This is a genomic window from Trinickia sp., assembly GCF_057351765.1.
Genome location: NZ_JBMRBK010000062.1, coordinates 1 through 23,058, shown reverse-complemented (window position 1 = coordinate 23,058; position 23,058 = coordinate 1). Strand labels below are relative to the sequence as shown.

The 23,058-nt window shown below is 65.5% G+C and carries 20 protein-coding genes; 9 read left to right on the top strand and 11 right to left on the bottom strand.

The features are described 5' to 3' along the window. The first annotated feature begins 12 nt into the window (after window positions 1-12). Together ACO1XS_RS16795 and rng are read left to right on the top strand one after the other, a co-directional pair. Entirely contained in the window at window positions 13-648 is a 636-nt protein-coding gene (locus ACO1XS_RS16795) for a Maf family protein (protein ID WP_331571759.1), read from the top strand. Window positions 649-666: 18 nt separating this feature from the next. Continuing rightward, on the top strand, window positions 667-2,130 hold the full coding sequence (gene rng, locus ACO1XS_RS16790; protein WP_331571760.1) for a ribonuclease G: 1,464 nt from the start codon (window positions 667-669) through the stop codon (window positions 2,128-2,130). A 26-nt stretch (window positions 2,131-2,156) separates the two neighbouring features. Here rng and ACO1XS_RS16785 read toward each other — a convergent pair whose 3' ends face one another. Beyond that, window positions 2,157-2,387 carry a hypothetical protein gene (locus tag ACO1XS_RS16785; RefSeq protein WP_331571761.1) on the bottom strand — a complete coding sequence of 77 codons (231 nt, stop codon included), beginning with the start codon at window positions 2,385-2,387 and terminating at the stop codon, window positions 2,157-2,159. A 158-nt stretch (window positions 2,388-2,545) separates the two neighbouring features. On the opposite strand from ACO1XS_RS16785, the gene ACO1XS_RS16780 reads away from it, so the two are divergent. Together ACO1XS_RS16780 and ACO1XS_RS16775 are read left to right on the top strand one after the other, a co-directional pair. After that, window positions 2,546-2,704 carry a hypothetical protein gene (locus ACO1XS_RS16780; RefSeq protein WP_486391204.1) on the top strand — a complete coding sequence of 53 codons (159 nt, stop codon included), beginning with the start codon at window positions 2,546-2,548 and terminating at the stop codon, window positions 2,702-2,704. A gap of 81 nt (window positions 2,705-2,785) precedes the next feature. Further along, on the top strand, window positions 2,786-3,112 hold the full coding sequence (locus tag ACO1XS_RS16775) for a hypothetical protein (RefSeq protein WP_440558582.1): 327 nt from the start codon (window positions 2,786-2,788) through the stop codon (window positions 3,110-3,112). A gap of 48 nt (window positions 3,113-3,160) precedes the next feature. Here the strand turns inward: ACO1XS_RS16775 and msbA are convergent, their stop codons facing one another. After that, complete coding sequence (gene msbA / locus ACO1XS_RS16770) at window positions 3,161-4,942, bottom strand: lipid A export permease/ATP-binding protein MsbA (protein WP_331571765.1); 1,782 nt, start codon at window positions 4,940-4,942, stop codon at window positions 3,161-3,163. Window positions 4,943-5,133: 191 nt separating this feature from the next. Here msbA and ACO1XS_RS16765 point away from each other — a divergent pair, with 191 nt between their 5' ends. After that, a complete protein-coding gene (locus ACO1XS_RS16765; RefSeq protein ID WP_440558585.1) occupies window positions 5,134-5,928 on the top strand; it encodes a glycosyltransferase family 2 protein in 795 nt (264 codons plus the stop codon). Window positions 5,929-5,972: 44 nt separating this feature from the next. Here the strand turns inward: ACO1XS_RS16765 and ACO1XS_RS16760 are convergent, their stop codons facing one another. The 7 genes from ACO1XS_RS16760 to dnaE form a co-directional block, all read right to left on the bottom strand. Then, a complete protein-coding gene (locus ACO1XS_RS16760) occupies window positions 5,973-7,148 on the bottom strand; it encodes a glycosyltransferase family 9 protein (RefSeq protein ID WP_486391203.1) in 1,176 nt (391 codons plus the stop codon). 25 nt (window positions 7,149-7,173) lie between these two features. Then, window positions 7,174-8,463, bottom strand: coding sequence for a glycosyltransferase (locus ACO1XS_RS16755; RefSeq protein WP_486391202.1), 1,290 nt, complete (start codon window positions 8,461-8,463; stop codon window positions 7,174-7,176). Continuing rightward, complete coding sequence (locus ACO1XS_RS16750; protein ID WP_486391201.1) at window positions 8,450-9,706, bottom strand: O-antigen ligase family protein; 1,257 nt, start codon at window positions 9,704-9,706, stop codon at window positions 8,450-8,452. Before ACO1XS_RS16750 ends, ACO1XS_RS16755 begins: the two co-directional genes overlap by 14 nt. Then, on the bottom strand, window positions 9,703-10,830 hold the full coding sequence (locus tag ACO1XS_RS16745) for a glycosyltransferase family 9 protein (RefSeq protein ID WP_440558590.1): 1,128 nt from the start codon (window positions 10,828-10,830) through the stop codon (window positions 9,703-9,705). The genes ACO1XS_RS16750 and ACO1XS_RS16745 overlap by 4 nt, the downstream gene beginning before the upstream one ends. A gap of 283 nt (window positions 10,831-11,113) precedes the next feature. Then, complete coding sequence (waaC, locus tag ACO1XS_RS16740) at window positions 11,114-12,127, bottom strand: lipopolysaccharide heptosyltransferase I (RefSeq protein WP_331571778.1); 1,014 nt, start codon at window positions 12,125-12,127, stop codon at window positions 11,114-11,116. Between the two features lie 155 nt (window positions 12,128-12,282). After that, window positions 12,283-13,401, bottom strand: coding sequence for a glycosyltransferase family 4 protein (locus ACO1XS_RS16735; protein WP_331571860.1), 1,119 nt, complete (start codon window positions 13,399-13,401; stop codon window positions 12,283-12,285). Window positions 13,402-13,438: 37 nt separating this feature from the next. Further along, window positions 13,439-16,999 carry a DNA polymerase III subunit alpha gene (gene dnaE, locus ACO1XS_RS16730; RefSeq protein WP_486391213.1) on the bottom strand — a complete coding sequence of 1,187 codons (3,561 nt, stop codon included), beginning with the start codon at window positions 16,997-16,999 and terminating at the stop codon, window positions 13,439-13,441. Between the two features lie 217 nt (window positions 17,000-17,216). Here dnaE and ACO1XS_RS16725 point away from each other — a divergent pair, with 217 nt between their 5' ends. Both ACO1XS_RS16725 and gluQRS read left to right on the top strand, forming a co-directional pair. Then, window positions 17,217-18,080: a sulfurtransferase gene (locus ACO1XS_RS16725; protein WP_331571780.1), complete on the top strand. Its 864-nt coding sequence runs from the start codon at window positions 17,217-17,219 to the stop codon at window positions 18,078-18,080. Between the two features lie 11 nt (window positions 18,081-18,091). Beyond that, window positions 18,092-19,042, top strand: coding sequence for a tRNA glutamyl-Q(34) synthetase GluQRS (gene gluQRS / locus ACO1XS_RS16720; protein WP_331571782.1), 951 nt, complete (start codon window positions 18,092-18,094; stop codon window positions 19,040-19,042). A gap of 17 nt (window positions 19,043-19,059) precedes the next feature. Here gluQRS and ACO1XS_RS16715 read toward each other — a convergent pair whose 3' ends face one another. Beyond that, window positions 19,060-20,508 (bottom strand): DEAD/DEAH box helicase, encoded by a 1,449-nt coding sequence (locus ACO1XS_RS16715; protein ID WP_440560486.1) that lies wholly within the window; start codon window positions 20,506-20,508, stop codon window positions 19,060-19,062. Window positions 20,509-20,742: 234 nt separating this feature from the next. Then, window positions 20,743-21,957: a formate-dependent phosphoribosylglycinamide formyltransferase gene (gene purT / locus ACO1XS_RS16710; RefSeq protein ID WP_486391200.1), complete on the bottom strand. Its 1,215-nt coding sequence runs from the start codon at window positions 21,955-21,957 to the stop codon at window positions 20,743-20,745. Between the two features lie 136 nt (window positions 21,958-22,093). On the opposite strand from purT, the gene ACO1XS_RS16705 reads away from it, so the two are divergent. Further along, entirely contained in the window at window positions 22,094-22,624 is a 531-nt protein-coding gene (locus tag ACO1XS_RS16705; protein WP_486391199.1) for an META domain-containing protein, read from the top strand. Between the two features lie 87 nt (window positions 22,625-22,711). Continuing rightward, the coding region (locus ACO1XS_RS16700) for a DNA translocase FtsK 4TM domain-containing protein (RefSeq protein WP_486391198.1) at window positions 22,712-23,058 on the top strand (347 nt) is incomplete at its 3' end.

The following is a 23,058-nucleotide window of genomic DNA, read 5'->3' as shown; positions in this document are numbered from 1 at the left end:
CGAGAACGACAAATGCCTCCATCGACGTCCGGCTCTTCGCTGTACCCCTCCATCTACCTCGCTTCGCAAAGTCCGCGCCGACAGGAACTGCTCGGTCAGCTCGGCGTGCGCTTCGAGCTCTTGCTGCCCCGGCCCGACGAAGACGCCGAAGCGCTCGAAGCCGAACGCGAAGGCGAGTCGGCCGAACAATATGTGCGCCGCGTGACCGTCGCGAAAGCCGAAGCGGCCCACGCGCGCCGCGTCGCCGGCGCCCATCGCGCCGCGCCCATCCTCGTGGCCGACACCACCGTGGCCGTCGACGGCACGATCCTCGGCAAGCCTACCGACGTCGAGCATGCGGTGACGATGCTCACGCGGCTCGCCGGACGCGATCACGAGGTGTTGACTGCGATTGCGGTCGTCGACGGTACGGGTGAGTTGCTGTCCCCCGCGCTTTCGCGCTCGGTCGTGCGTTTCGCCTCGGCCACCCTCGATGCGCTACGCCGATACGCGCGTACAGGCGAGCCGCTCGGCAAGGCCGGCGCGTACGGCATTCAAGGCCGCGCAGCCGAGTTCATCGAACATATCGACGGATCCTATTCGGGTATCATGGGTCTGCCCCTTTTTGAGACAGCTGCGTTGCTGCGCGCGGCTCGTGTCGACTTCTAAGGCGTCCGAAGGCTTCCGATGAACGAAGAGATTCTGATCAATGTCACTCCGCAGGAAACGCGCGTCGCGCTGGTCCAGCAAGGCGCCGTGCAGGAACTTCACGTCGAGCGCACGGCATCGCGCGGGCGCGTGGGGAACGTTTATCTCGGTAAGGTCGTGCGGGTGTTGCCGGGGATGCAGTCCGCGTTCATCGATATCGGTCTCGAACGCGCGGCGTTCCTGCATGTCGCCGATATCTGGCAGCCGCGCGCCGCGGGCGAACATGCGGGGCCGGTGCAGCCGATAGAAAAGACGGTGTTCGAGGGGCAGACGCTGATGGTTCAGGTGATCAAGGACCCGATCGGCACGAAGGGGGCACGCCTGTCGACGCAAGTCAGCATCGCGGGCCGCACGCTCGTCTATCTGCCGCAGGAGCCGCATATCGGCATTTCGCAGAAGATCGAAGACGAAGCGGAGCGCGAGGCCATTCGCGCGCGCTTGACCGCGGTCCTGCCCGCCGACGAAAAAGGCGGCTATATCGTGCGCACGATCGCCGAAGATGCCACGGGCGAAGAGCTGGCGGGCGACGTAGCCTATCTGCGCAAGACCTGGGCCACGATCGTGGCTCAGGCCCAACGCCTGCCGCCCACGAGTCTGCTCTATCAGGACCTCAATCTCGCACAGCGCGTATTACGCGATTTCGTCAACGACGAGACGACGCGGATTCAAGTCGATTCGCGCGAGACTTATCAAATGCTCGTGGAATTCGCGGCCGAATTCACGCCGGCCGTCAGTGCGAAGCTCAACCACTATATCGGCGAGCGGCCTTTGTTCGATCTTTATAACGTCGAAACGGAAATTCAACGGGCGCTGTCGCGGCGCGTCGATCTGAAGTCCGGCGGCTACCTGATGATCGATCAGACCGAAGCGATGACGACCATCGACGTCAATACCGGCGGCTATGTCGGCGCGCGCAATTTCGACGACACGATCTTCAAGACCAATCTCGAAGCCGCGCACACGATCGCGCGGCAACTGCGGCTGCGCAATCTCGGCGGCATCATCATCATCGACTTCATCGACATGGAAAACGCCGAACACCGCGATGCCGTGCTCGGCGAGTTGAAGAAGGCGCTGTCGCGCGACCGCACGCGTTCGACCGTCAACGGCTTTTCGCAGCTCGGGCTCGTCGAGATGACGCGCAAGCGCACGCGCGAATCGCTCGCGCACGTGTTGTGCGAACCGTGCCCCGTTTGTCAGGGCAAGGGACAAGTCAAGACAGCGCGCACCGTCTGCTACGACGTGCTGCGTGAAATTTTGCGCGAGTCCCGCCAGTTCAATCCGCGCGAGTTCCGCGTCATCGCCTCACAGCAAGTCATCGATCTTTTTCTCGATGAGGAATCGCAACATCTCGCGATGCTGATCGATTTCATCGGCAAACCTGTGTCGCTGCAGGTCGAGTCGAACTTGAGCCAGGAACAGTACGACATCGTGCTGATGTAACGCTGGCGCAATTGCCCGCTTGCGGCTCAACGGCGCCCGTGCCCCCCGCCGTGGTGATGATGGTGGCCCCCGCCGCCGAACACCCCGACGATGCCGACCGACGGTCCAGCGTAATAGCCGGGTGCGTAGTAGCCCGGCGCGTAATACTCCGGTGCGTAGCCATACCCCGGATCGTAGCCGTAGTAGGCCGGGCCCGGATCGACCACGCAACCGGCCAGCCCGGCGGCGAGCAAGACGGCAACGATTGATCTGACCATGATATGTCCCCTTCGTACAGCTTAGAGCGCGTCGTTGCGCATAGCGTTCGAGAGGACTTGTGTCATCCCGTTACAGACGTAACGCGGCCAGTCCCTCAGCCCCCCCTTCGCAAATCACCTAGAATTGACTGACGCAGGTGAGTCATCGGGAGGTCCTCATGGCCCAATCGATCGAAAGCATCGTGACCGGCCTCGTCTTGCTGATTGCCGCCGTCGTCATCGTCGCGTCGCACTATCAACGCGAGCACCGGCGTGAACGATGGCTCGGCCGCTCGAGCGGTCATCGCCTATGGGACAGGGTCTGGCGTCGGCACTGAGACCCGCGCGGCAACGCAACATTTGCGGCCGGCGCGGCAACCGCGCTGTCGCCTGACCGCTCCTTGCAGGGAGACGGTGCCATGTCTGATGAAACCCTCGCGTGGCGGATGACCGAATACGAAGGCTTCGAAATCCATGTCGCCACGCCAGTGAAGGAACCGGAAGCTGCGTCGACCGCCGGCCGGTCATCCGTGGCCTCGTCACCGTATACGTACATCGGTTATGTCTGCCATCCGGGCGCCGATCCGAAATTACCCGGTCACGTCGTTCCGTTTCATGCCGATGGCGAGGAAGCCTTCGAGAGCGAAGCCGCCGCGTGGGAAGAGGCGGTGCACATCGGGCGCAGCATCGTCGACGGCACCCATCCCGACCTCACCGTCTTACCGCTCGTGACCGGTGGTGTCTGAGCGTGGGCGGCAGGGTACGAGCGTTTCGAGCACGCGGTAATACCCCGCTCAGGCGGCCTGCTGCTGGTACTGGATGCGATGCAGATGCGCGTAAAGGCCATCGCGTCGCAGCAGATCCGCATGGCTGCCCTCTTCCGCGATGCGGCCCGCTTCCATGACGAGAATGCGATCGGCCCGCTCGATCGTCGAAAGCCGGTGCGCGATCACGAGCGTCGTACGGCCTTCCATCAGCGTCTCCAGTGCAGCCTGCACATGGCGCTCGGACTCGGAATCGAGCGCCGAGGTCGCTTCGTCGAGAATCAGGATCGGCGCATCTTTGTAGATCGCCCGCGCAATCGCGAGACGCTGCCGCTGTCCGCCCGAAAGCCGCATGCCATTGCCGCCGATGACGGTATCGATGCCGTTCGGCATGGCTGCGACGGCATCCGCCAGGTTGGCCGCCCGCAGCGCCGCGTCGACGCGCTCGCGATCGGGCGTCTGGCCGTACGCGACGTTGGCCGCGATGGTGTCGTTGAACAGCACGACGTCCTGGCTCACCATCGCCATCTGAGCGCGCAAGGCGTGAATGTCGTATTCGGCAATCGGCACACCGTCGACGAGAATCGTTCCGTCCGTGGGATCGAAAAAGCGCGGCAGCAGGTTGACGAGCGTCGTCTTGCCGCTGCCCGACGGCCCGGCGAGTGCCACCATCTCGCCCGGCGCCACTTTGATCGAGACGTTTTTAAGAATCGGCTGATCGGTGGTGCCGTAGGAGAACGACACGTCGCGGAACTCGATCTCGCCGCGCGAGCTCGGCAGCTCGCGGGTACCGCCGTGGGGCTCGGCCGGCTCGTCGATGAGGCCGAAGATCAGCTCGGCTGCGGTCATCCCACGCTGCAGCGGCTGATTGACGTCGATCAAATGCTTGAGCGGCGAAATGACGAGCAGCATGGAAGTGACGAATGCGACGAAGCCGCCCACCGTCGTCTGGTCGTTCGCCGATTGCAGGACCGCGATCGTAATGACGATGGCGAGTGCGATCGACGCCAGGAACTGCGTGAGCGGCTGCGCGAGACCGCCCGAGACGGTCATCCGCATGGCATAGCCCCTCAGGCGCCTGCTCATTTCGGTGAAACGATCGATTTCGTACGGCTCGCCGTTGTGGACCTTGACGACTTTATAGCCGCCCACCGTCTCTTCGACGATATAGGACAGCTCGTTGGTGAGCGTTTGCTGCTCGCGTCCGAGACGGCGCAAACGCCGGTTGATCTTGCTGACGATCCAGCCGATGCCGGGCAGGATCACCGCCACGATGAGCGTGAGCCGCCAGTTCAGATAAAAGAGGTAGCCGAGCAGGAAGACGACCGTCAGCGTATCGCGCACTAGCGTCACCATCACGCCGGTCAGCACGCTCAGGATCTGATTGACCTCGAATACGATCGCGTTGATGACGGTGCTTGCCGTCTCCCGCTGAAAGAACGATGCGCTCGTATGGATCATCCGCTCGAACATCGTGAGCCGCAGTTGCAGCAAGATGCGGTTCGACACATACGAGAGCAGATACCCGGACGCATATTGCGATACGCCGCGCACGAGCGCGAGCCCGATGACGGCCAGGGGCACGAGCCATTTCGCGCTCACACTCGCCTTCGCGCCGAAACCGTGGTCGAGCAGCGGCTTGAGCAGCGCGGGGATGCCCGCGTCGGTCGCGGAACTCACGCCCATCGTGACGACCGCCAGCAGCACGACCCACACGTTCGGTTTGATGTACGGCCAAAGCCGTTTGAGCACGGATGCGGGCGACGTTCCACTCTCGCCTATCGCCTTGCGCAGGGTATTTTCGGTTTCCAACTGATTCCTTCGCCCGTTCCTTCGTTGCCGTGCCCGTATGCGCGCGAGAGCGCGTGCCGCCTTCAAAACCGGTGCATTATAGCTGCCCGGCCACCGGCGCGCGGCCGCGGGCCACCGACGCCCCGAAGCACGCGGGACGTCCGAGGCACACTCCGGCCTGTATACTCCGCTCACTTTCCACGACGCGACCCATGCCCGCCGTGTCCGCCACGAACCCGCCCCCTGCCCGTCCGACGCTCGGCGTCGCCATCATCGCGCTCAACAGTGAGGCGCATCTCGCGCAATGCCTCGATGCGGTGGCATTCGCCGACGACATCGTCGTCGTCGACGGCGGCAGTCGAGACGCCACGGTCGCCATCGCGCGCGCACGCGGCGCGCGCGTGCTCGTCGAGACGGACTGGCCCGGCTTCGGGCCGCAGAAAAACCGCGCTGTCGCAGCGCTCGACACCGACTGGGTGCTGTCGATCGATACCGACGAGATCGTGTCGCCCGAGTTGGCCCGCTCGATCGACGAAGCGCTTCGCGCGCCACGCGCGAGCGTCTACGCGGTGGATCGGCTCTCGAGCTTTTGCGGCGACTGGATCCGCCACAGCGGCTGGTATCCGGACTGGATACCGCGCTTGTTCAGACGCGACGCCGCGCGCTTTTCCGACGATCTCGTTCATGAGCGCCTCGTCTTCGATGGGCCGGCCGAACGCCTCGAAGGCAAGCTGCTGCATTACTCGTACGAGGACTTCGAGACGGTGCTGCGCAAGCTCGATGCCTACTCGAGCGCGGGAGCGCGTCAGCGTTTCGCCGCCGGCGAGCGCGGAGGGCTGGGCGTGGCGCTCGCGCGCGGACTATGGGCTTTCGTGCGCACGTATGTGCTGCGCCGCGGCTTCAGCGACGGGCGCGCGGGCTTCATGATCGCGGTGTTCAACGCGCAGACGGTCTATTACCGGTTCGTCAAACTCGCCTGGCTGGCGCGGCAAAACGAGCGGCGCTGAGCATGCAACCGCATGCCCACTGGCACGCGAGCCCAACGCGCAGTTCAGCCGCGTTCGACCGGGAGGCGAACGAGCGGCTGCGTGTCGCCGGCGGCTGACGCCGTTGGAAGACCGAGCATGACCTTCGCCGCATCGATCACCCGCTTCGCGTCGAGTTCGGTCAGACACCGGCTCTCGCTCGCGAGGTGCCGCTCGCACCCTTCCGCCTTGCAGGGCACACACTCTCCCTCGCCTTGCAGCAGGAACACGTTGCCGCGGCGGCCCGACCCGCGCAGCGGCCAGGGTTCGTTGCCGGCAGGCCAGTCGCGCGGCCATGGTCCCCAGCGACAAGGATTCGACGGCCCGAACAGCGCCACCGTCGGTGTACCGCACGCGGCGGCGATATGCGTGACACCGGTGTCCGGCCCAACGAAAAGTACGGCGCGCCGGATCATTTCGGCGGTCTCGCCAAGGCTCAATTGACCGACGAAGTTCATGACCGGCTCGCTTGCCGACTCGGCAATGCGTCGCGCGTACTCGAGCTCGGCGGACGCCGGCCCGCCGCTCAGCGCAACGACAAAGCCTTGGGCGCGCAGCCAGTCGATCAGTTGCAACCATCCTTGCGCATGCCACTGCTTGTAGGCAAACATCGGATAGGGGTGGACGACGACAAGCGGCCGCGGCGGCGTGCCACGGCCTGCCGCGAGCCGGGCGTCGAATGCGGCCCGGCGCGTGGGATCGTCGCCGATCCCCGGAGCCACCACCTCGCCCACCGGGGCAACGCCCAGAACCGGCGCGAGGGCGAGATAGCTCGTCACCGTGTGAACGCGCCGATGCTCGTCCGGCGCCAGACGATGCAACAAAAACCGGGTCGCGCGTTTTGGACGATCGGGATCGAAGAGTCCGACACGCCACCGCCCGGCTGCCCAGGCATAGAAACGGCAACGGCTCGAGGCGAGCGTGGCGCAGGCGATATCGTAGCGGCGCCAAAGACGCGCCGCGCTCGCGAGCCGCTCGCGCCACGACGCGCGGCGCTCAACCGTGACCGCATTTCTGAGGTCGGGATTGTGCTCGAGCACACCCTCGGTACCGCGATAGACGATCATGTCGATCTCGGCGTCCGGCCACTGCCGCTTGATCGATCGCACCAACGCAGTGGCGAGCAAAACGTCGCCGATGCGCTGGGTGCACACGACGGCGACCGTGCGCGGAGGATTGGAAGGGGCAGCGGACTCGTTCACGATGCGAAGAATAAATTACGCCGGTTCAATCGGCGATTGCGGCCGAACTGCGGCCCGATGCATCGAAGATACCCGGACAGAATCGCTGTGCGAGCACGAGCATGCGCGCATTCGCGCTCGTTGGAGAAAATGTCCGGACCTTGTCTTGCGCGCGCCGCCTCACGGTATCGCGCAACTGCCCATCGACACTCAAGCGGATCATCGCCTCGCACATGCCGTCCGCGTCGCCGGGCTTCACCAGCAGCCCGGCTTCGCCGCCTTCGAGCAAATCGCGCGGCCCCGTCGGGCAATCGGCCGAGATGACCGGGGTGCCGAGCGCCATGGCCTCGCCGAGAACCATGCCGAAGCCTTCATACCGGCTGCTCAGCACCAGCATCTCCGCTGCGCGAATGTAAGGGAATGGGTTACTGCAAAAACCGAGAAAGCGAACCGCATCATGAATGCCGAGCTCCTTCGCCAATGCCTCGAGCGATGCACGGTCAGGGCCTTCGCCGATCAGCAGCAGTTGGCCGATCCCGGGCAGGCGCTCACGCGCTTTCGCGTATGCACACAACAGCGTCCGATGATCCTTTTGCCCTTCGTCGAGGCGCGCAACCGATACGATAAACGGCGAGTCCGGCTTGGGCACGGGCTCCTCGGCGCGCCGACGGATCGAGTCGATCTGAATCACGTTCGGCAGTTCCTCTGCACGCGCCTCGGTGCCGCGAAAAAGGCCACGCGCTTCCCTCAACATATCCGGCGTGAGAACCGCCACGGCGGCATAACGCTCGAATTGCCGGATACGCCGGGTCCGGTGGCCCACCGACTTGTTTCCGAGTCGGGCGGCAAAGCTGTAATGACTGACGCCGATCCACGGTACACCCGCGCGTCCGGCAATGCGCCGCAACGAAAGGTCGAAATCGCAAACGATGTCATGCCGGCTCGCGATCTGCAGGAAACGCCTCGCCACCAGGGGGCGAATCGCGGCATGCGTACTCAGCTTATGCACGAGCTTCTCGAATTTTCCGAGCTTGCGATGCCGCTGCGCCTGGTGCAATACATGGCTCCAGCGCGACCGCGCGAGGACATGCACCTCCACGTCCGGGGGCAACGAATGCCCGCGCCAGAAATCGAGGTCGTCAGTCGGGTACGCCACCGACACCGCCGGGACGAAGCATCGCCTGTCCAATGCATTGATCCATGCGAGGAGCGCCGTCTCGGTGCCTCCCCGCCCGAAATCGTTGATATGGAAGAGAATGCGTACCGGACGCACGGGGCGGGCCGCATCGCCGAGCGCGTCGCTCCCCCCGGATGCGCCGGCGCTAGTTCGGTTCATGGCGTCCGCGTTCGCCTGCGCCCAACAACAGACCAGCGAACGCCCAGAAAGCAAGCATCGTCGTCTTCCACATGAAGTCGTCGGTGAAATTCTTCGTGACCATGCCAACGACGAGCGCGATACCAGCCGCCGCGATATACGGGTCGGCTCGCCGCAGCCGCCAGTAGCGCAGCATCAGCGCCACGAGCAGCACGCTTTGCAGCACGACCCCGATCGCCCCGGTCTGCAGCCAGGTATTCAGGAACAGATTGTGGGCATGCGTGGGAGCCTGGGGCTCGAGCGCGAGCAGCTCGGGAGGCATGTCGGAACGCAGCGCCAGGCCCGGCAACGGTTTGCCGAATCCTACACCGAGCCAGGCATGATGAAGCGCCTCGCGGCCGTAAAAGGCCCAGAGCTTGGGCCGCGTATCGGAGCGCACCGCATCGTCGAACGCCACGAGCGAGGGCGGCACCTCGTGCGGCTGCCCGGTCGCACCGGATGGACTCGATGCTGCTGCCGCTGCCTGCTCGCCAAAGCGCAACGCGCCACCGTAGATCGCCAGCATCCCGCCAATTGCGGACAAGGCTACCAAAACGGCCAGCGCGTATTTGAGACGTCGCCGATAAAGCGGAAAGGCCGCGACGAAAAGCGTCGCCGCAACAGCCGGCCAAAAAAACCGATTCAACGTGGCAAAACCGATAAACACACACAATGCCACGCCCACCAGTCCGAAGGGCCGGGTGCGCTCGCCCATCATGAGCCCGGCGAACAACGGAATCGCAAAAATCGCGAGCGTGCTCGTATGGCCGACGCGCGCGTAGAAATGCAGCGGGAAAGTCTCGGGCGTGGGGGGCTGTAAATGCCCGAGATAGACAGCGCTGATCGCCGCCAGCAGCAGGCAGGCGGCCCAGCATGCCCACGCTGCCCAGACGGGCCGGCCCACGCGTTGCGCGAACAACCAAAAGCCCCAAAACGTGACGAGCGGATACACAACCTCATCGAACCATGCGTGCCGGCTCAAAGCCGGATAGGCGGACCACGCGACAGCCGCAAGGCTCCATGCCGCCCATAAGCCGATCGGCACGGCGAGCGGCCACCGAGCCAACGATCGAGGCGCCGACCAGGCAGCGACGACCACGCCCAGCCCGGTCAGCGCGAGGCCCGTATTGATGACCCCCGTCATATGGCCGAACATCGCCGCGAACGCAATGAGCGGACAAGAAATCGACAGCGAGCGGACAAGCGCCGCGCGGACGTTCGTCATGCCGCCTCCAGCGCGGCTTTCAATGCCTCGTTCACCGCGTCGACGCTGAGCCGTCCCATGCAGCCCGCGTGGTCGCCGCGCCAATCGAGGCAAGTCGTCGTATCGCGGTCGCAGCGGCGCACCCAGGCGAGCTCGCGGCGAAAGATACCGGGCTGATTGCGGCACGGCATGTCCTCGATCGTCACCGGCACGAACGGCACAGCGCTCCAATAACGTCCGGCTCCGTGAATCTGTGCGTTGCCAGGACCGAAAAGCGTGACGGCCGGCGTGCCGATCAGGCGGGCGAGATGCGCCGTTCCCGTGTCCGGGCAAACGAGCGCCCTGGCCCCGGCAAATAAATGCCAGAGATCGGCCAGGCCGAGACGCCCTGCGAAATTCAGCCGGGACGAATCGGGATCAATTTGTCGGACGAGTTCGGCTTCGCTCGCACCTCCGCTCCAGACGACACGATAGCCGAGCGCTTCGACGCGCGACGCGAGTTCGCGCCAGCGCTCGATCGGCCACCGCTTGACCGCCGTACTGGCCCCGGGGTGCAGCACGACATAGGGCGTATGCGGCCGCAATGAATCGTCGAATATCACGGGCGCCGGCGCAGGCCAGAATTCGGGGCGGTAAAGGGGCGGAGCCTCGCCTGGCACGAGATCGGCCGCGAGATCGGCCCACGCGGCCGGTCGCTCCGGATACGCGATCAGTTCGTCGACGGGCCAGTTCTTCCACGCCGGTCTGTCGCCGGCATGCGCGACGATCCAGCGGCAACGCGCACCGTAGGCGAGCCAGCTATGACGATTGTCCCCGGTGACGATGCCGAGATCGTAGGGGCCCGAGCGCAATACGTGACGGACGGTACGAGGATCGCGCGGATCGAACGGCAGAGCATCGATGCCGAACGGGCGGCCAGCGTAGAGCGGCACGATCGCTTTCGGACAAGCGAGCACGATTTGCGCGTCCGGATAAAGACCGCGCAGCTTCGCGAGCAACGGCGTGAGCAAAAGGGTATCGCCGAGCAAGAGATGATGCGCAATCAAGATTCGGCGAGGCCGCAGGCACTTGCGGCGAAAAGGCTTGAGCACGAGCCGCGGCAATGCACGCGCAAAGATCTGAATACGTCCTAACAGTCGACTCATTGGCTAACTAATCCCGCCCCGCCATTTGTTGTGTAGTCCTCGAGGCGAGACACACCGTCGCACCGCAACCAGCGGTCCGTACTGTCGCGGCGGCGTCACTCCTTTATGGGATACGCTCGATGCTCGGGACCCGGCATGGCCGCCGGCGGCCCCGTTCGGAAGCTTGCCAGTATACCGTACGCCGATGGGCCGGATCCCGCCTGACCGAGCGCGAATTGCCCAACCGCACGGTGCGCAACCGCCGCCGTCCGGCCTCGGCCAGACGGCGTAACGCTGCACGCGATCAGACCTCGATGCTCGAGGCGGCGGTGCGCGGCGCTTGTGCGGTGGCGGCCGGCCGCCATACGGAAGCGACGGCGTCGGCGACTGCGCCGACGGAAGGCACGTCGCCCTCATCTCCGACCGATACCGCGGTACCGGGTAGGCTGACACCGAAATGGCGGCGCGACGTCGCCGTAAAGATCATGACCGTAGGCTGACGGAGCGCGGCGGCAAGGTGCACGAAGCCCGTATCGGTGCCGACGATGAGCGACGCGAGTTCGATGTGCTGCGCGATTTCGAGCACCGACAGTCGCGGCAGCACGAGCGCATCGGGGATGCCCTCCGCAATGGCGAGGGCTTCGGCATGTTCGGCCTGCGAGCCCCAGGGGAGCAGAGCCCGAAGACCCTGGGCCCGTAATTGGGTCCCGAGCCGCTGCCAGTGTTCAAGCGGCCACTTCTTGTCATCGCACGAGGTCGCGTGGAAAAGGATCGCGAATGCCCCATGCCGGGCGGCAGCGGGAATCGCGGCGGGAGCCGGTATCTTCAGGCCGAACCGAGGCGGCGTATCGATCGAATAGCCGAAAGCCTGCCCGACGCTCTCGCGCAAGCCTTCCCACGCGTTGCGCTCGGCAGGCCGAGCGAATCGCCTTGAATAAGCGAACGCCGCACCTTTTTCGCCCAGGTCCGCCGACCGGTAGCCGTACCGTGCGCGAGCTCGGGCGAGAAACGCAATGATGGCGCTCTTGTAGACGCCGTGCACGTCGATGACCGCGTCGTACCGGACGCGCCGCAATTCCGCGATCGATGCGGCAATGCGCTTGAAGTCGGTCAAACCGCGCTGCGACTTGAAACGACGCAAAGGCGCGCACAGCACACGATCGATCCCCGGATTCCATCGCAAAACCTCCGCGAACGCGGCGTCGGCGGCCCAGTCGATGCTCACCCCCGGAAAGTTGCGGCGCAAATCGTCCACGAGCGGCTGCGCGTGCACGATGTCGCCGAGCGATGTGACCTTCACGATGAGAACGCGATCCATGGCGCCTTCCGGTGGTTTGGGATTGACGGAGCGGATCCGGCCCGCTAAATGAGCGCATGCTCTGCTCTGCTCGCGCATCGTGCCGCCATGCGCGCAACCGCAAAAGTATACTGGATCGGCGAAACGGCGCGCGCAGGCGCCCTATAAGCAGGCCACTAAGCCGATCGCCGGTGAGCAGCCGCCGTGCGCGTCGCCGGTTGGCGGCGCCGCGCCTCGATCTGCCATGCCAGTCCGAGCAGCGCATCGACATGGGCGGCCACATCGGGGTCGTAGGCCAGGGCGGCTCGGCCACCCGCCGTCCAGGCACGCTGCGGGCCCGTGCGAGCGACACGGGTCGCGCGCTCGAGCACCGCATGCAAGTCCGCGGCATCGTCCGGTGCGAAGACGAACCGCTGCTCCGGCGCAATGGCATCGCAGCAACCGATGTTCCCCGCGACAATCGCGGGCGTGCCGCACATCGCCGATTCGATGGCGACGAGGCCGAACGGCTCGTACTTCGAAGCAAGAATGGTGAAATCCGCGGCCCGGTAACCGTCTTCCAGGTCCTTGAGGTAGCCAATGTAGCGGATCCGCTCGCTCGTGCGCTCGGGCGGCCGTCCGGCCACCGCGACCACGACCGGCAGCCGCGTTTGCCGCACGACCGTCTCGATGAGCGGCAAGCCTTTACGCGCGTGGGAGCTCGAAGCGAACAGCAGAACGACCTCATCGTCGGCAAAGCCGAAGCGCCGACGTAGCGTACGACGCGCGTCCATGTCGACGGCGTGAAACCGGGCTGCATCGACGGGCGGGTAGACGAGGCGGATCTTGTCGTCGGGCAAGCCATAAAGCGAACGCAGCTCGTCTCGCATCAGCTCGGAGTGAGCAACCACGATTTCGGCGTTGGCGTATTGCCGTGCTTCGAGCGAGATCTGCCAATGATCCGCGCGCGTGGGCTCGCGGCCCATCGCGCGCAAAAAGCCGCGGTGCGTGCCTCCGCAAACGGCGATGTCGGACGAATCCACGCGATTGCAGCCAATCAGCACGTCCACGCCCGCCGCACGCTTGGCACTGCGCAGCCTCCAGGAAAACCAGTGGTCGCGCAGTTTTCCCGGCAGCCACGAAACGCCGATCCTATGGGGCTCGACGAGCGCGAATTCGGGCAACCCCGTATCGAAACGGCGCGCGAAAAAATCGGGCTCGATGCCGCGTGCTGCCAGGCCACGAGCCAAATCCATCGCATAGCGCTCGAACCCGCCTCCATGTTTGAGCGCATTGGCGGAAATGCCGATATGGATCGATCGCCCCGCTGCGCCGGATGTCGGAGGGGGCATATCAATAGACGATTTCGACAATGCTCGATGCAAATTCGCTGCGCAGTGCGCTCAGCAGGTCGTCGCTGGGACGCACACGCCACGCGTCGCCAAGCCTCACTTCGCCTTGCGCGTGCGCGTTGCTGTAAGCGATCTGCACGGCAAGTCCGTTCGGCAGCGCCGTCGTACGTGTACGCGCGCCGTCTCCACCGCCGCGCGGCCCGAACCGCCCGGCCGCCGACGGCGCCGCCGCGGGCGCGCTCGGCTGCGCCTCGGCCGGCGGCGCGCAATGCGCCTCGAGCACGCGCCGCAAGGTCACCGCATCCGCGTTGCCGTTCATGCTGACCTTCACCGCCTGCGCGTAACGACTGCGCGCACGCTCGAGATCCATGACCGAATCCACGGTGAAACGAATGCCGCCCGTGAAGGCATCGTTGCGCGCCTGCCCTTGCACGACGAGCAACTCGTCCTCCTTGAACACGGCCTTGTTCGCCTCGTATTGCTCGTTGAAGACCGTCACTTCGCACTGCCCCGAGCCGTCGTCGATGAGCGCGATCAGCATCTTGCCGCGCTGAGTCATCTGCGTGCGCAGCGAAACGATGATCCCCGCCACGAGCTTGTCGCGCCCTTCCTTGAGCTCGCCGAGCTTTTGACGTACGAACCGGCGCACCTCGCCCTTGTAGGCATCGAAAAGATGGCCCGAGAGGTAAAAGCCGAGCGCCGTCTTTTCTTCCTGCAGCTTGCGCTTTTCGGGCCAGGCCGGCTCGTCGACGAGCTCATGCCCTTGCGAAGGCCCATCGTCCATTTCGAACAGCCCCGCCTGCATCGCGTTGGCGCTCGCCTGATCGGCCGCCTCCATCGCGAGCGGCACCGACGCAATCAGCTGAGCGCGATTCGCGTGCAGCGTGTCGAACGCGCCGGCACGGATGAGCGCTTCCACGGTGCGCCGGTTGACGACGCGCCGGTCGATGCGGGCACAGAAATCGAATAGGTCGACGAACGGGCCCGCCTCCCGCGCGCGCAAAATTTCCTCGATCGCATTCTGGCCGCTGCCCTTGACGGCGCCCAGACCGTAGCGAATCGTGCGGGCGCGCTTGCCATCCGGTTCGGCGACCGGCTCGAAACGGTAGGCCGAGCAATTGATGTCGGGCGGCAGCACGCTCATGCCGTTCGCCTTGCAATCCTCGTAGAGGATCTTCACCTTGTCGGTGTCGTCCATGGCCAAGCTCATGTTGGCTGCCATGAATTCGGCCGGATGATGCGCCTTGAGCCACGCGGTGTAGTAGGCGAGCAGCGCGTATGCAGCGGCGTGCGACTTGTTGAAGCCGTAGCCGGCGAACTTCTCCATCAAGTCGAAGATCTCGTCGGCCTTTGCCCCGCTGAGCCCGTTTTTCGCGGCGCCCTCGCGAAAGAGCTCGCGATGCTTGGCCATCTCCTCGGCCTTTTTCTTGCCCATCGCCCGGCGCAGCAAATCCGCGCCGCCGAGCGAATAGCCGCCGATGATCTGGGCCATCTGCATCACCTGCTCCTGATAGACCATGATGCCGTAGGTCTCTTTCAGAACAGGCTCGACGCGCGGATCGGGATACTCCACCGTCTCGCGGCCGTGCTTGCGGGCGCAAAAGCTCGGAATCAGATCCATCGGGCCCGGACGGTACAGCGCCACGAGCGCGATGATGTCCTCGAAGCGATCGGGCTGCGCGTCCTTCAGCATGCCTTGCATGCCGCGGCTTTCCAGCTGGAACACGGCGACCGTATTCGCTTTTTTGAGGATCGAGAACGACGCTTGATCGTCGAGCGGCACTTGCGCGAGCGACCAGTCCGCTTTCGCGGGGTCGAGCCGGCGGATGTAGCGCTCGGCCCAATCCAGGATCGTCAGCGTCGTCAGCCCGAGAAAGTCGAACTTCACGAGGCCGACCGCCTCGACATCGTCCTTGTCGTACTGGCTCACGACACCGCCGTCGTCGCCCTGCGTATAGAGCGGACAGAAGTCGGTCAGTTTGCCAGGCGCGATCAGGACGCCGCCCGCGTGCATGCCCACGTTGCGCGTCAGGCCCTCGACGCGCTGCGCGAGATCGAGCAGTTGGCGGACCTCGTCCTCGTTGTCGTAGCGCTCTTGCAGCAGCGGCTCTTCCTTCATCGCGTCGGCGATCGTGACATGCTTGCCCGGCTTGAACGGGATCAGCTTCGCCACGCCGTCCGTGAACGTGTAGCCGAGATCGAGCACGCGGCCGATATCGCGCACGGCGGCCTTGGCCGCCATCGTGCCGAACGTCGCGATTTGCGACACCGCATCCGCGCCGTACTTGCCCTTCACGTACTGAATGACGCGATCGCGTCCTTCCTGGCAAAAGTCGATGTCGAAGTCCGGCATCGACACGCGTTCAGGGTTCAGGAAGCGCTCGAACAGCAGGTTGTAGCGCAGCGGATCGAGGTCGGTGATGCCCAGCGCGTAGGCGACGAGCGAGCCCGCGCCCGAGCCGCGCCCGGGACCCACCGGCACGCCGTTGTTCTTCGCCCAGTTGATGAAGTCCGCGACGATCAGGAAGTAGCCCGGAAAGCCCATCTTGACGATCGTGCCGCACTCGAACTCGAGCCGCTCGAAATAGCTTTCGCGCGCTTCGTTGCGCTTCGCTTCGTCGGGATAGAGTTCGACGAGCCGGCGCTCGAGCCCGTCTTTCGAGAGCTGCACGAGGTACTCGTCGAGCGACATGCCATCGGGGGTCGGAAAAAGCGGCAGCTTCGGCTTGCCGAGCTCGAGCGTGAGGTTGCAGCGCTTCGCGATTTCGACCGTATTCGCGATGGCGGACGGGATATCGGCATAAAGCCGCGCCATCTCGTCCTGAGTCAGAAAATGCTGAGCCGTCGTGAAACGCTTTTGCCGGCGCGGATTCGCCAGCATATCGCCTTCCGAAATACAGACGCGCGCCTCGTGCGCGGTGAAATCGTCCGCCGTCATGAACTGCACGGGATGCGTCGCGACGACGGGCAATTGCAGCGCCGATGCGAGCTCGACCGCTTCGTGCACGTACGTCTCGCCGCCCGGCTGGCCGCAGCGCTGCAGTTCGATGTAAAACGCGTTCGGAAAGCGCTCGGCCCAGTGCATGGCGTGGCGTCGCGCGGCTTCCTTGTTGCCCGCTGCAAGTGCGAGGCCTATGTCGCCCTGCTGAGCACCCGAGAGCGCGATGAGCCCAAGGGCCAGCGGCGTGTCGAACCAGGCGGGATCGACTTCGGCGCGCCCGCGGTATTGATTCGTGAGCCACGCCCGCGTCAGCAGCTCGCAAAGGTTCAGATACCCGCGGCGATCCTTGACGAGCAGCAGCAGGCGCGACGGCTTGTCGCGATCGGCGCTATTGGTGACCCACACGTCGCAGCCGGCGATCGGCTTGATGCCCTTGCCGCGCGCTTCCTTGTAGAAACGGACGAGCCCAAAAGCGTTGGCGAGGTCGGTCAGCGCAAGCGCGCCCTGCCCGTCCTCGGCGGCGGCTTCGACGATGTCGTCGAGGCGCACGATGCCGTCGGCGATCGAGAATTCGGAATGAACGCGGAGATGGACGAAACGTGGATCTGGCATGGGCGGTATTGTACATCCGAGCAGCCCCGGCTTTGCCCGTCCGATTCGCCGCGGTTGGCCCCGGTATGCGCCGAATCGACCGCCTTCGGGCTTCGTGCGCAACGGCTCGCGCGCACGTCCGCGCGCGGGCCGTCGCCCGTTTGCGGGATAATACGCGTTTTCCCAGTTTGTGCGCCCTCGCGCCCGCTGCCATGCGCGCGCGCTCGCCCGAGTCCGCATCGCCATCATGAGCATCGTCAATCTCGCCGCCTACCGGTTCGTCACACTCAACGCCATCCAGGCCTGGCGCCCGCTCGTCGCCGAACGCTGTGCCGCACTCGGTCTGCGCGGCACCATCCTGCTCTCGCCCGAAGGCATCAATTTGTTCGTCGCGGGCACGCGCGAAGCCGCCGATGCCTTCATCGACTACATCCGTCACGACGCCCTGTTCGAGGGCAAATTCTCGTCGCTGGCGTTCAAGGAGAGTCTGTCGCCCGCGCAGCCATTCCGGCGCATGCTCGTCAAGCTCAAGCGCGAAATCATCACGATGAAAAAGCCGGCGATCCAGCCCGAGCTCGGCCGCGCCCCCGCGGTCGACGCGGCGACGCTCAAGCGCTGGCTCGATAGCGGACACGACGATGCGGGCCGGCCCGTCGTCATGCTCGATACGCGCAACGCGTTCGAAGTCGACGTCGGTACGTTCGACGATGCGATCGATTACCGCATCGCGAAGTTCAGCGAGTTCCCGGAAGCCGTGGCTGCGCATCGCGACGCGTTGGCCGACAAGACCGTCGTCTCGTTCTGCACGGGTGGCATTCGCTGCGAGAAGGCTGCCATTCACATGAAGGAGATCGGCCTCGGGCATGTGTACCAGCTCGAAGGCGGCATTCTGAAATACTTCGAGGAAGTCGGCGGCGCCCATTACCACGGCGAATGTTTCGTCTTCGACTATCGGACCGCGGTCGATCCGCGGCTCGAGCCGACGCCGACGACCCAGTGCTTCGGCTGCCGTGCCGTGGTGACGCAAGAAGCGCAGCGTTCGCCGCTTTACGAAGCCGGCAAGTACTGCCCGGCCTGCCACCCGCGGCGCGAGTCGGCGCGGGCTGCCTGAGCCGATCGATCATGACCGCTCAGGCCGGGCAAACCGCTGCGGCCGCCGTCGGCTGCGCTGCGTCGCGAGCCGCCTATCGCGGCCGGTTCGCCCCTTCGCCGACCGGTCCCCTGCACTTCGGCTCGCTCGTGGGCGCACTCGCGAGCTGGCTCGATGCACGCGCACACGGCGGCGCCTGGCTCGTTCGCATCGAGGATATCGACGGCCCGCGCACGGTGCCGGGCGCCGACCGGGAGATCCTCGCGACGCTCGAACGCTTCGGCATGCGGCCCGACGACCCGCCGGTCTGGCAAAGCACGCGCACGCCCCTTTACGCCCGCGCATTCGCGCAGCTCAGCGCGACAGGACTCGTCTATCCGTGCGGCTGCACGCGCAAGGAAATTGCCGATTCGCTGGCAAGCCGCAGCGCGCGCCATGCGACGCTGGCCTACCCTGGCACCTGTCGCGGCGGGCTCGCCGGCAAGCCGGCGCGCGCGTGGCGCGTGCGGGTGCCCGATGGGGCGGCGGCGATCGTTTCGTTCGAGGACCGCTGGCAAGGCGCCCAACAGCAGGATCTCGCCACGGAAGTCGGCGACTTCGTCGTGAAGCGCGCCGATGGACAATGGGCCTACCAACTCGCCGTCATCGTCGACGATGCCGATCAGGGCATTACGCATGTCGTGCGCGGTGCCGACCTGCTCGATTCGACCGCGCGCCAGATCTATCTGCAGCGGTGTCTTGGCCTGCCCGAGCCCGCCTACCTGCACGTACCGCTCGTCACGGACGCGAATGGCGAAAAGCTCAGCAAGCAAACCGGCGCTGCCCCGCTCGATGTCAGTCGGCCGCTGCCCGCGCTGCAAGATGCGGCGCGTCATCTCGATCTCGTACCCGCGAGCGGTAACTGGAACGCGACGACACTCGCGGCGTTTCACGAGGAAGCCACCACGCTCTGGGCTCGGCGTTTCGAAGTGCCGCGGCGATAACGGCCGCCGCGTCGAGCTCAGGAAGAGGAAGAGTTGCGGCGGGGCATGCCGAAGCCGCCCAGCAGCGCGGCGAGCGGCTGCTTGGGTGCCGTCTTCGACGGTGTTGCGGGTTCGGCGGCGCGCGCTTCGTCGTGCTGGAGTGCCGATGGCGAAGGCTCGTAGGGTTTGAAAAAGAAATCGTCGACCGGCGCGTGCGAATGCCGGTGCACCGGCCGATCGTGGGCCGGCGCGGCGCGGCGACGGCCGGGGCGATCGTCGCGCTCGCGCCGCGCGCGCTCCTCGCGCGGATGACGGGGAGGCGCGTCGACCGCGAGCGGCTGAATGACAAGCGGACGTTTGATGAGCTTCTCGATATCGGCGAGCTGCTTGCGTTCGTTAGGGCTGCAAAGCGATAGCGCATCGCCCGATGCGCCCGCTCGCCCCGTACGACCGATGCGGTGGACGTAGTCCTCGGCGTTGAACGGCAGATCGAAATTGATGACCGCCGGCAGTTCCACGATATCGAGACCGCGCGCGGCCACATCGGTGGCGACCAGCGCTTCGATCTCGCCGCGCTTGAATGCGTCGAGCGCCTGCATCCGCTCGTTTTGCGATTTATCGCCATGAATCGCGGAGGCCACGACACCATCGCGCTCGAGCTGCCGGGCGAGCCGCCCCGCGCCGATCTTGCTGTTGCAAAACACGATGACCTGCTTGAGTCCGCGCTCGCGAATCAACTGCACGACGGCGCCTTGCTTGTCGCCTTCGGCCACTTCGTAGACGATCTGCGTGACATTGGTCGCCGTCGAGTTGCTGCGAGCGACTTCGATCGTTTGCGGGTTGCGCAGGTAGGTCGCTGCGAGCTTCTTGATCTCGGGCGAAAACGTGGCTGAAAAGAGCAGCGTCTGGCGCTCCTTCGGCAACAAATTCAGGATGCGCTGCAGATCGGGCAGAAACCCCATGTCGAGCATGCGATCCGCTTCGTCGAGCACGAGCATCTGCACCTGGCCGAGATTGACCGTCTTTTGTTGCACGTGATCGAGCAGCCGCCCGGGCGTGGCGATCAGAATTTCGACGCCGCGCCGCAACTCGGCGGACTGCGGGTTCATGTCGACACCGCCGAACACCACCGCGCTTCTGATCGGCGTGTGCTTGGCGTACGCATGCACGTTGGCGGCAACCTGATCGGCGAGCTCGCGCGTCGGCGTGAGGATCAACGCGCGGACCGGATGCCGCGCGGGCGAGGCACTCGTGCTCGCCTGCGGCAGCAGCCGCTGGATGATCGGCAGCGAGAAACTCGCCGTCTTGCCGGTGCCGGTCTGGGCGGCGCCCATCACGTCGCGGCCGGCGAGGACGACCGGAATCGCCTCCGCCTGAATCGGCGTGGGCGTGGTGTAGCCCTGCTCGACGACCGCTTTGAGGATGTCGGCGGCAAGGCCGAACTGATCAAAGGTCGCGACGGTGGACTGGGCAGCGGGATCTGACATAGTGGCGTTCGCTAAAAGTGCGCCGCGTGGCGCAGGCGTCGGTCGCGCGCGGCAGGCGGCCCATGGGCCACGGAGGCGGCTCGGCGGCATCGACGCCGGCTAGTGGGCCGCGCCAATGGGCGTGGCCGTACCCGGCTGCAGACATGTGCCGCCGGAAAGGCCGGTATTGTAGCACCGCGCGATGACGCGAGCCGCAAGCGCACATTGCGGCGATCCAGCGCCCTGGATAACGCCCTACCGCGTCGACACGGGCCGCACGGCCGAAGCCGCTGCCTTCGCACGCTCGCGCGCCTCGCGGATGTCGCCACCCGTTGCCACCGCCACGCCCATGCGCCGCTTCTTGAAGCTTTCGGGTTTGCCGAAAAGGCGCAAGTCGGAATCGGGAACGGCGAGCGCTTCGCGCACACCTTCGAATGCAATGCCGGCTTCATCGAGTCCGCCGTAGATCACCGCCGATGCGCCGGGCGCCACGAGCGCGGTATCGACAGGCAGGCCGAGAATCGCGCGCGCGTGCAACTCGAACTCCGACAGGCGCTGCGAGCGCAGCGTGACGAGCCCGGTGTCATGCGGACGCGGACTGACTTCGGAGAACCAGACTTCGTCGCCGCGCACGAAGAATTCGACGCCGAAAACGCCGCGGCCACCCAGCGCGCCGGTGATGTTTTGCGCGATCTCCCGCGAGCGGGCGAGCGCCGCAGCCGACATCGGCTGCGGCTGCCACGATTCGACATAGTCTCCCGCCACCTGCAGGTGGCCGATCGGCTCGCAAAACGATGTTTCGACGGTGCCCGTTCGCGGATCGACGGCGCGCACCGTGAGCAGCGTGATCTCGTAGTCGAACGTGACGAAGCCTTCGACGATGACGCGTCCCACGTTCACGCGCGCGCCCGCCGTCGCATATTGCCATGCGGGCTCGAGGTCGGCCTCGCTCTCGAGGACCGACTGCCCCTTGCCCGAAGACGACATCACGGGCTTGACCACGCACGGATAGCCGATACGGGCCACCGCCGCCTTGAAGGCGTCGAACGATTCGGCGAACGCATAAGGCGACGTCGGCAGCCCGAGCGTCTCGGCCGCCAGCCGGCGAATGCCTTCGCGATTCATCGTGAGCTGTGTGGCACGCGCGGTCGGGATGACTTCGGCGAGGCCCGCTGCTTCGATTTCGGCAAGCGCATCGGTGGCGATCGCCTCGATCTCGGGCACGATCAGATGCGGCCGCTCGACGCGCACGAGTTCGGCGATGGCAGCCGGATCCGTCATGTCGATGACATGCGCGCGATGCGCGACTTGATGGCCCGGCGCGTTCGGATAGCGGTCCACGGCGATGGTTTCGGCACCGAGCCGCTGCAAGGCGATGATGACTTCCTTGCCCAGCTCGCCGGCGCCGAGCAGCATGACGCGCGTGGCGCCGGGCGTGAGCGGCGTGCCGAGTCGTTGACCGATCTGCATGGCGAAACCTCTTCGTGAAGCGGGTGAGCGGTAATGCGGGAAAACGCGATGCTAGCATGCGCGCAATCCGCCTGACGCTCGCCGGAGTGCGTTACCCTTACGCCTTCGCCAGCACACCGAAGGAAAGACGCCAGTCATGCCGAGTTCGTTCATCGCGCCGCAGCGGGCGGCAAGATACGCTTTCCGGGTGTCGCTCGCGCTCATGGCTGCGGCGCTTGCGGGCTGCGCAATGCCGACGCACCCTGATTCGGCCGCGCCGCCAAGCGATCCCTTCAATCGCGCCGCGGTTCAGTTGCTCGACGACACGAGCTGGACGCTCGCCGCCTGGAAAACGGCCGACGGCCGCGAGCGCGACGTAGCCGCACTCGGCCTCGATGTACGCCCCACCCTCGTCCTGTCGACGGCCAAGGGTCAGCGCCGCGCGCACGGCTTCGCCGGCTGCAACCGGTTCAACGGGGTGTATACGCTCAAAGACGGTCAGCTCTCGTTCGGTACGTTCGTGACGACGCGCATGGCATGCGGCAGCTCACGCGACGCGCTCGAACGCGACTATCTCGATGCCTTGACGCATGTCGGCAAAACCGGCGTGCAATGGCACTCCCCTCCTCAATTGCAAATCGTCACCGACGACGGGGCGACACTCACGTTCCAGGCAGCCGGCCGATAAGCATCGGGCCGCCAACCGAAGCGTTGCGGCCCGCTAACGGTTAAACTCGCCGGGTTTGGCGCTTCCTCGTCTCGTTCTCGCTCTCGCATGCATACGGTCGTTCTGGGCTGGTTCGGCGTCTCTGCCTTCTGGTTTCTTCCCTTTTTGTGGCGTCTGATCAAGGCGGCGCTGCCCGGCGGCGATGGCTTGCGCGGCCCCGGGACGATTCGCCTATGGCTCGGCTTCGTGTGCGTGCTCGCCGCGAGTTGCGCGCTCGAAGCCGCGCTCTTCTCGCCTGCCGGCGATGCGCTCGGGCACTGGGTGATGAGCGGTGCGGGCCGCCTCGCCGGACGCATCGGCGCGCCGCTGCTGATGCTCGTACTGCTGGTCGTCGCGTTGCCCTGGCTGCTTGGTTTTCGCTGGCTGGACACGGTCGCCGCGGCCGATCGAGCGTT

Coding starts and splice junctions, on each gene's coding strand:
- ACO1XS_RS16795 (WP_331571759.1), top strand. CDS start 13: ATGCCTCCATCGACGTCCGGCTCTTCGCTGTACCCCTCCATCTACCTC.
- rng (WP_331571760.1), top strand. CDS start 667: ATGAACGAAGAGATTCTGATCAATGTCACTCCGCAGGAAACGCGCGTC.
- ACO1XS_RS16785 (WP_331571761.1), bottom strand. CDS start 2,387: ATGGTCAGATCAATCGTTGCCGTCTTGCTCGCCGCCGGGCTGGCCGGT.
- ACO1XS_RS16780 (WP_486391204.1), top strand. CDS start 2,546: ATGGCCCAATCGATCGAAAGCATCGTGACCGGCCTCGTCTTGCTGATT.
- ACO1XS_RS16775 (WP_440558582.1), top strand. CDS start 2,786: ATGTCTGATGAAACCCTCGCGTGGCGGATGACCGAATACGAAGGCTTC.
- ACO1XS_RS16765 (WP_440558585.1), top strand. CDS start 5,134: ATGCCCGCCGTGTCCGCCACGAACCCGCCCCCTGCCCGTCCGACGCTC.
- ACO1XS_RS16755 (WP_486391202.1), bottom strand. CDS start 8,463: ATGAACCGAACTAGCGCCGGCGCATCCGGGGGGAGCGACGCGCTCGGC.
- ACO1XS_RS16750 (WP_486391201.1), bottom strand. CDS start 9,706: ATGACGAACGTCCGCGCGGCGCTTGTCCGCTCGCTGTCGATTTCTTGT.
- ACO1XS_RS16745 (WP_440558590.1), bottom strand. CDS start 10,830: ATGAGTCGACTGTTAGGACGTATTCAGATCTTTGCGCGTGCATTGCCG.
- waaC (WP_331571778.1), bottom strand. CDS start 12,127: ATGGATCGCGTTCTCATCGTGAAGGTCACATCGCTCGGCGACATCGTG.
- ACO1XS_RS16725 (WP_331571780.1), top strand. CDS start 17,217: ATGAGCATCGTCAATCTCGCCGCCTACCGGTTCGTCACACTCAACGCC.
- gluQRS (WP_331571782.1), top strand. CDS start 18,092: ATGACCGCTCAGGCCGGGCAAACCGCTGCGGCCGCCGTCGGCTGCGCT.
- ACO1XS_RS16715 (WP_440560486.1), bottom strand. CDS start 20,508: ATGTCAGATCCCGCTGCCCAGTCCACCGTCGCGACCTTTGATCAGTTC.
- purT (WP_486391200.1), bottom strand. CDS start 21,957: ATGCAGATCGGTCAACGACTCGGCACGCCGCTCACGCCCGGCGCCACG.
- ACO1XS_RS16705 (WP_486391199.1), top strand. CDS start 22,094: ATGCCGAGTTCGTTCATCGCGCCGCAGCGGGCGGCAAGATACGCTTTC.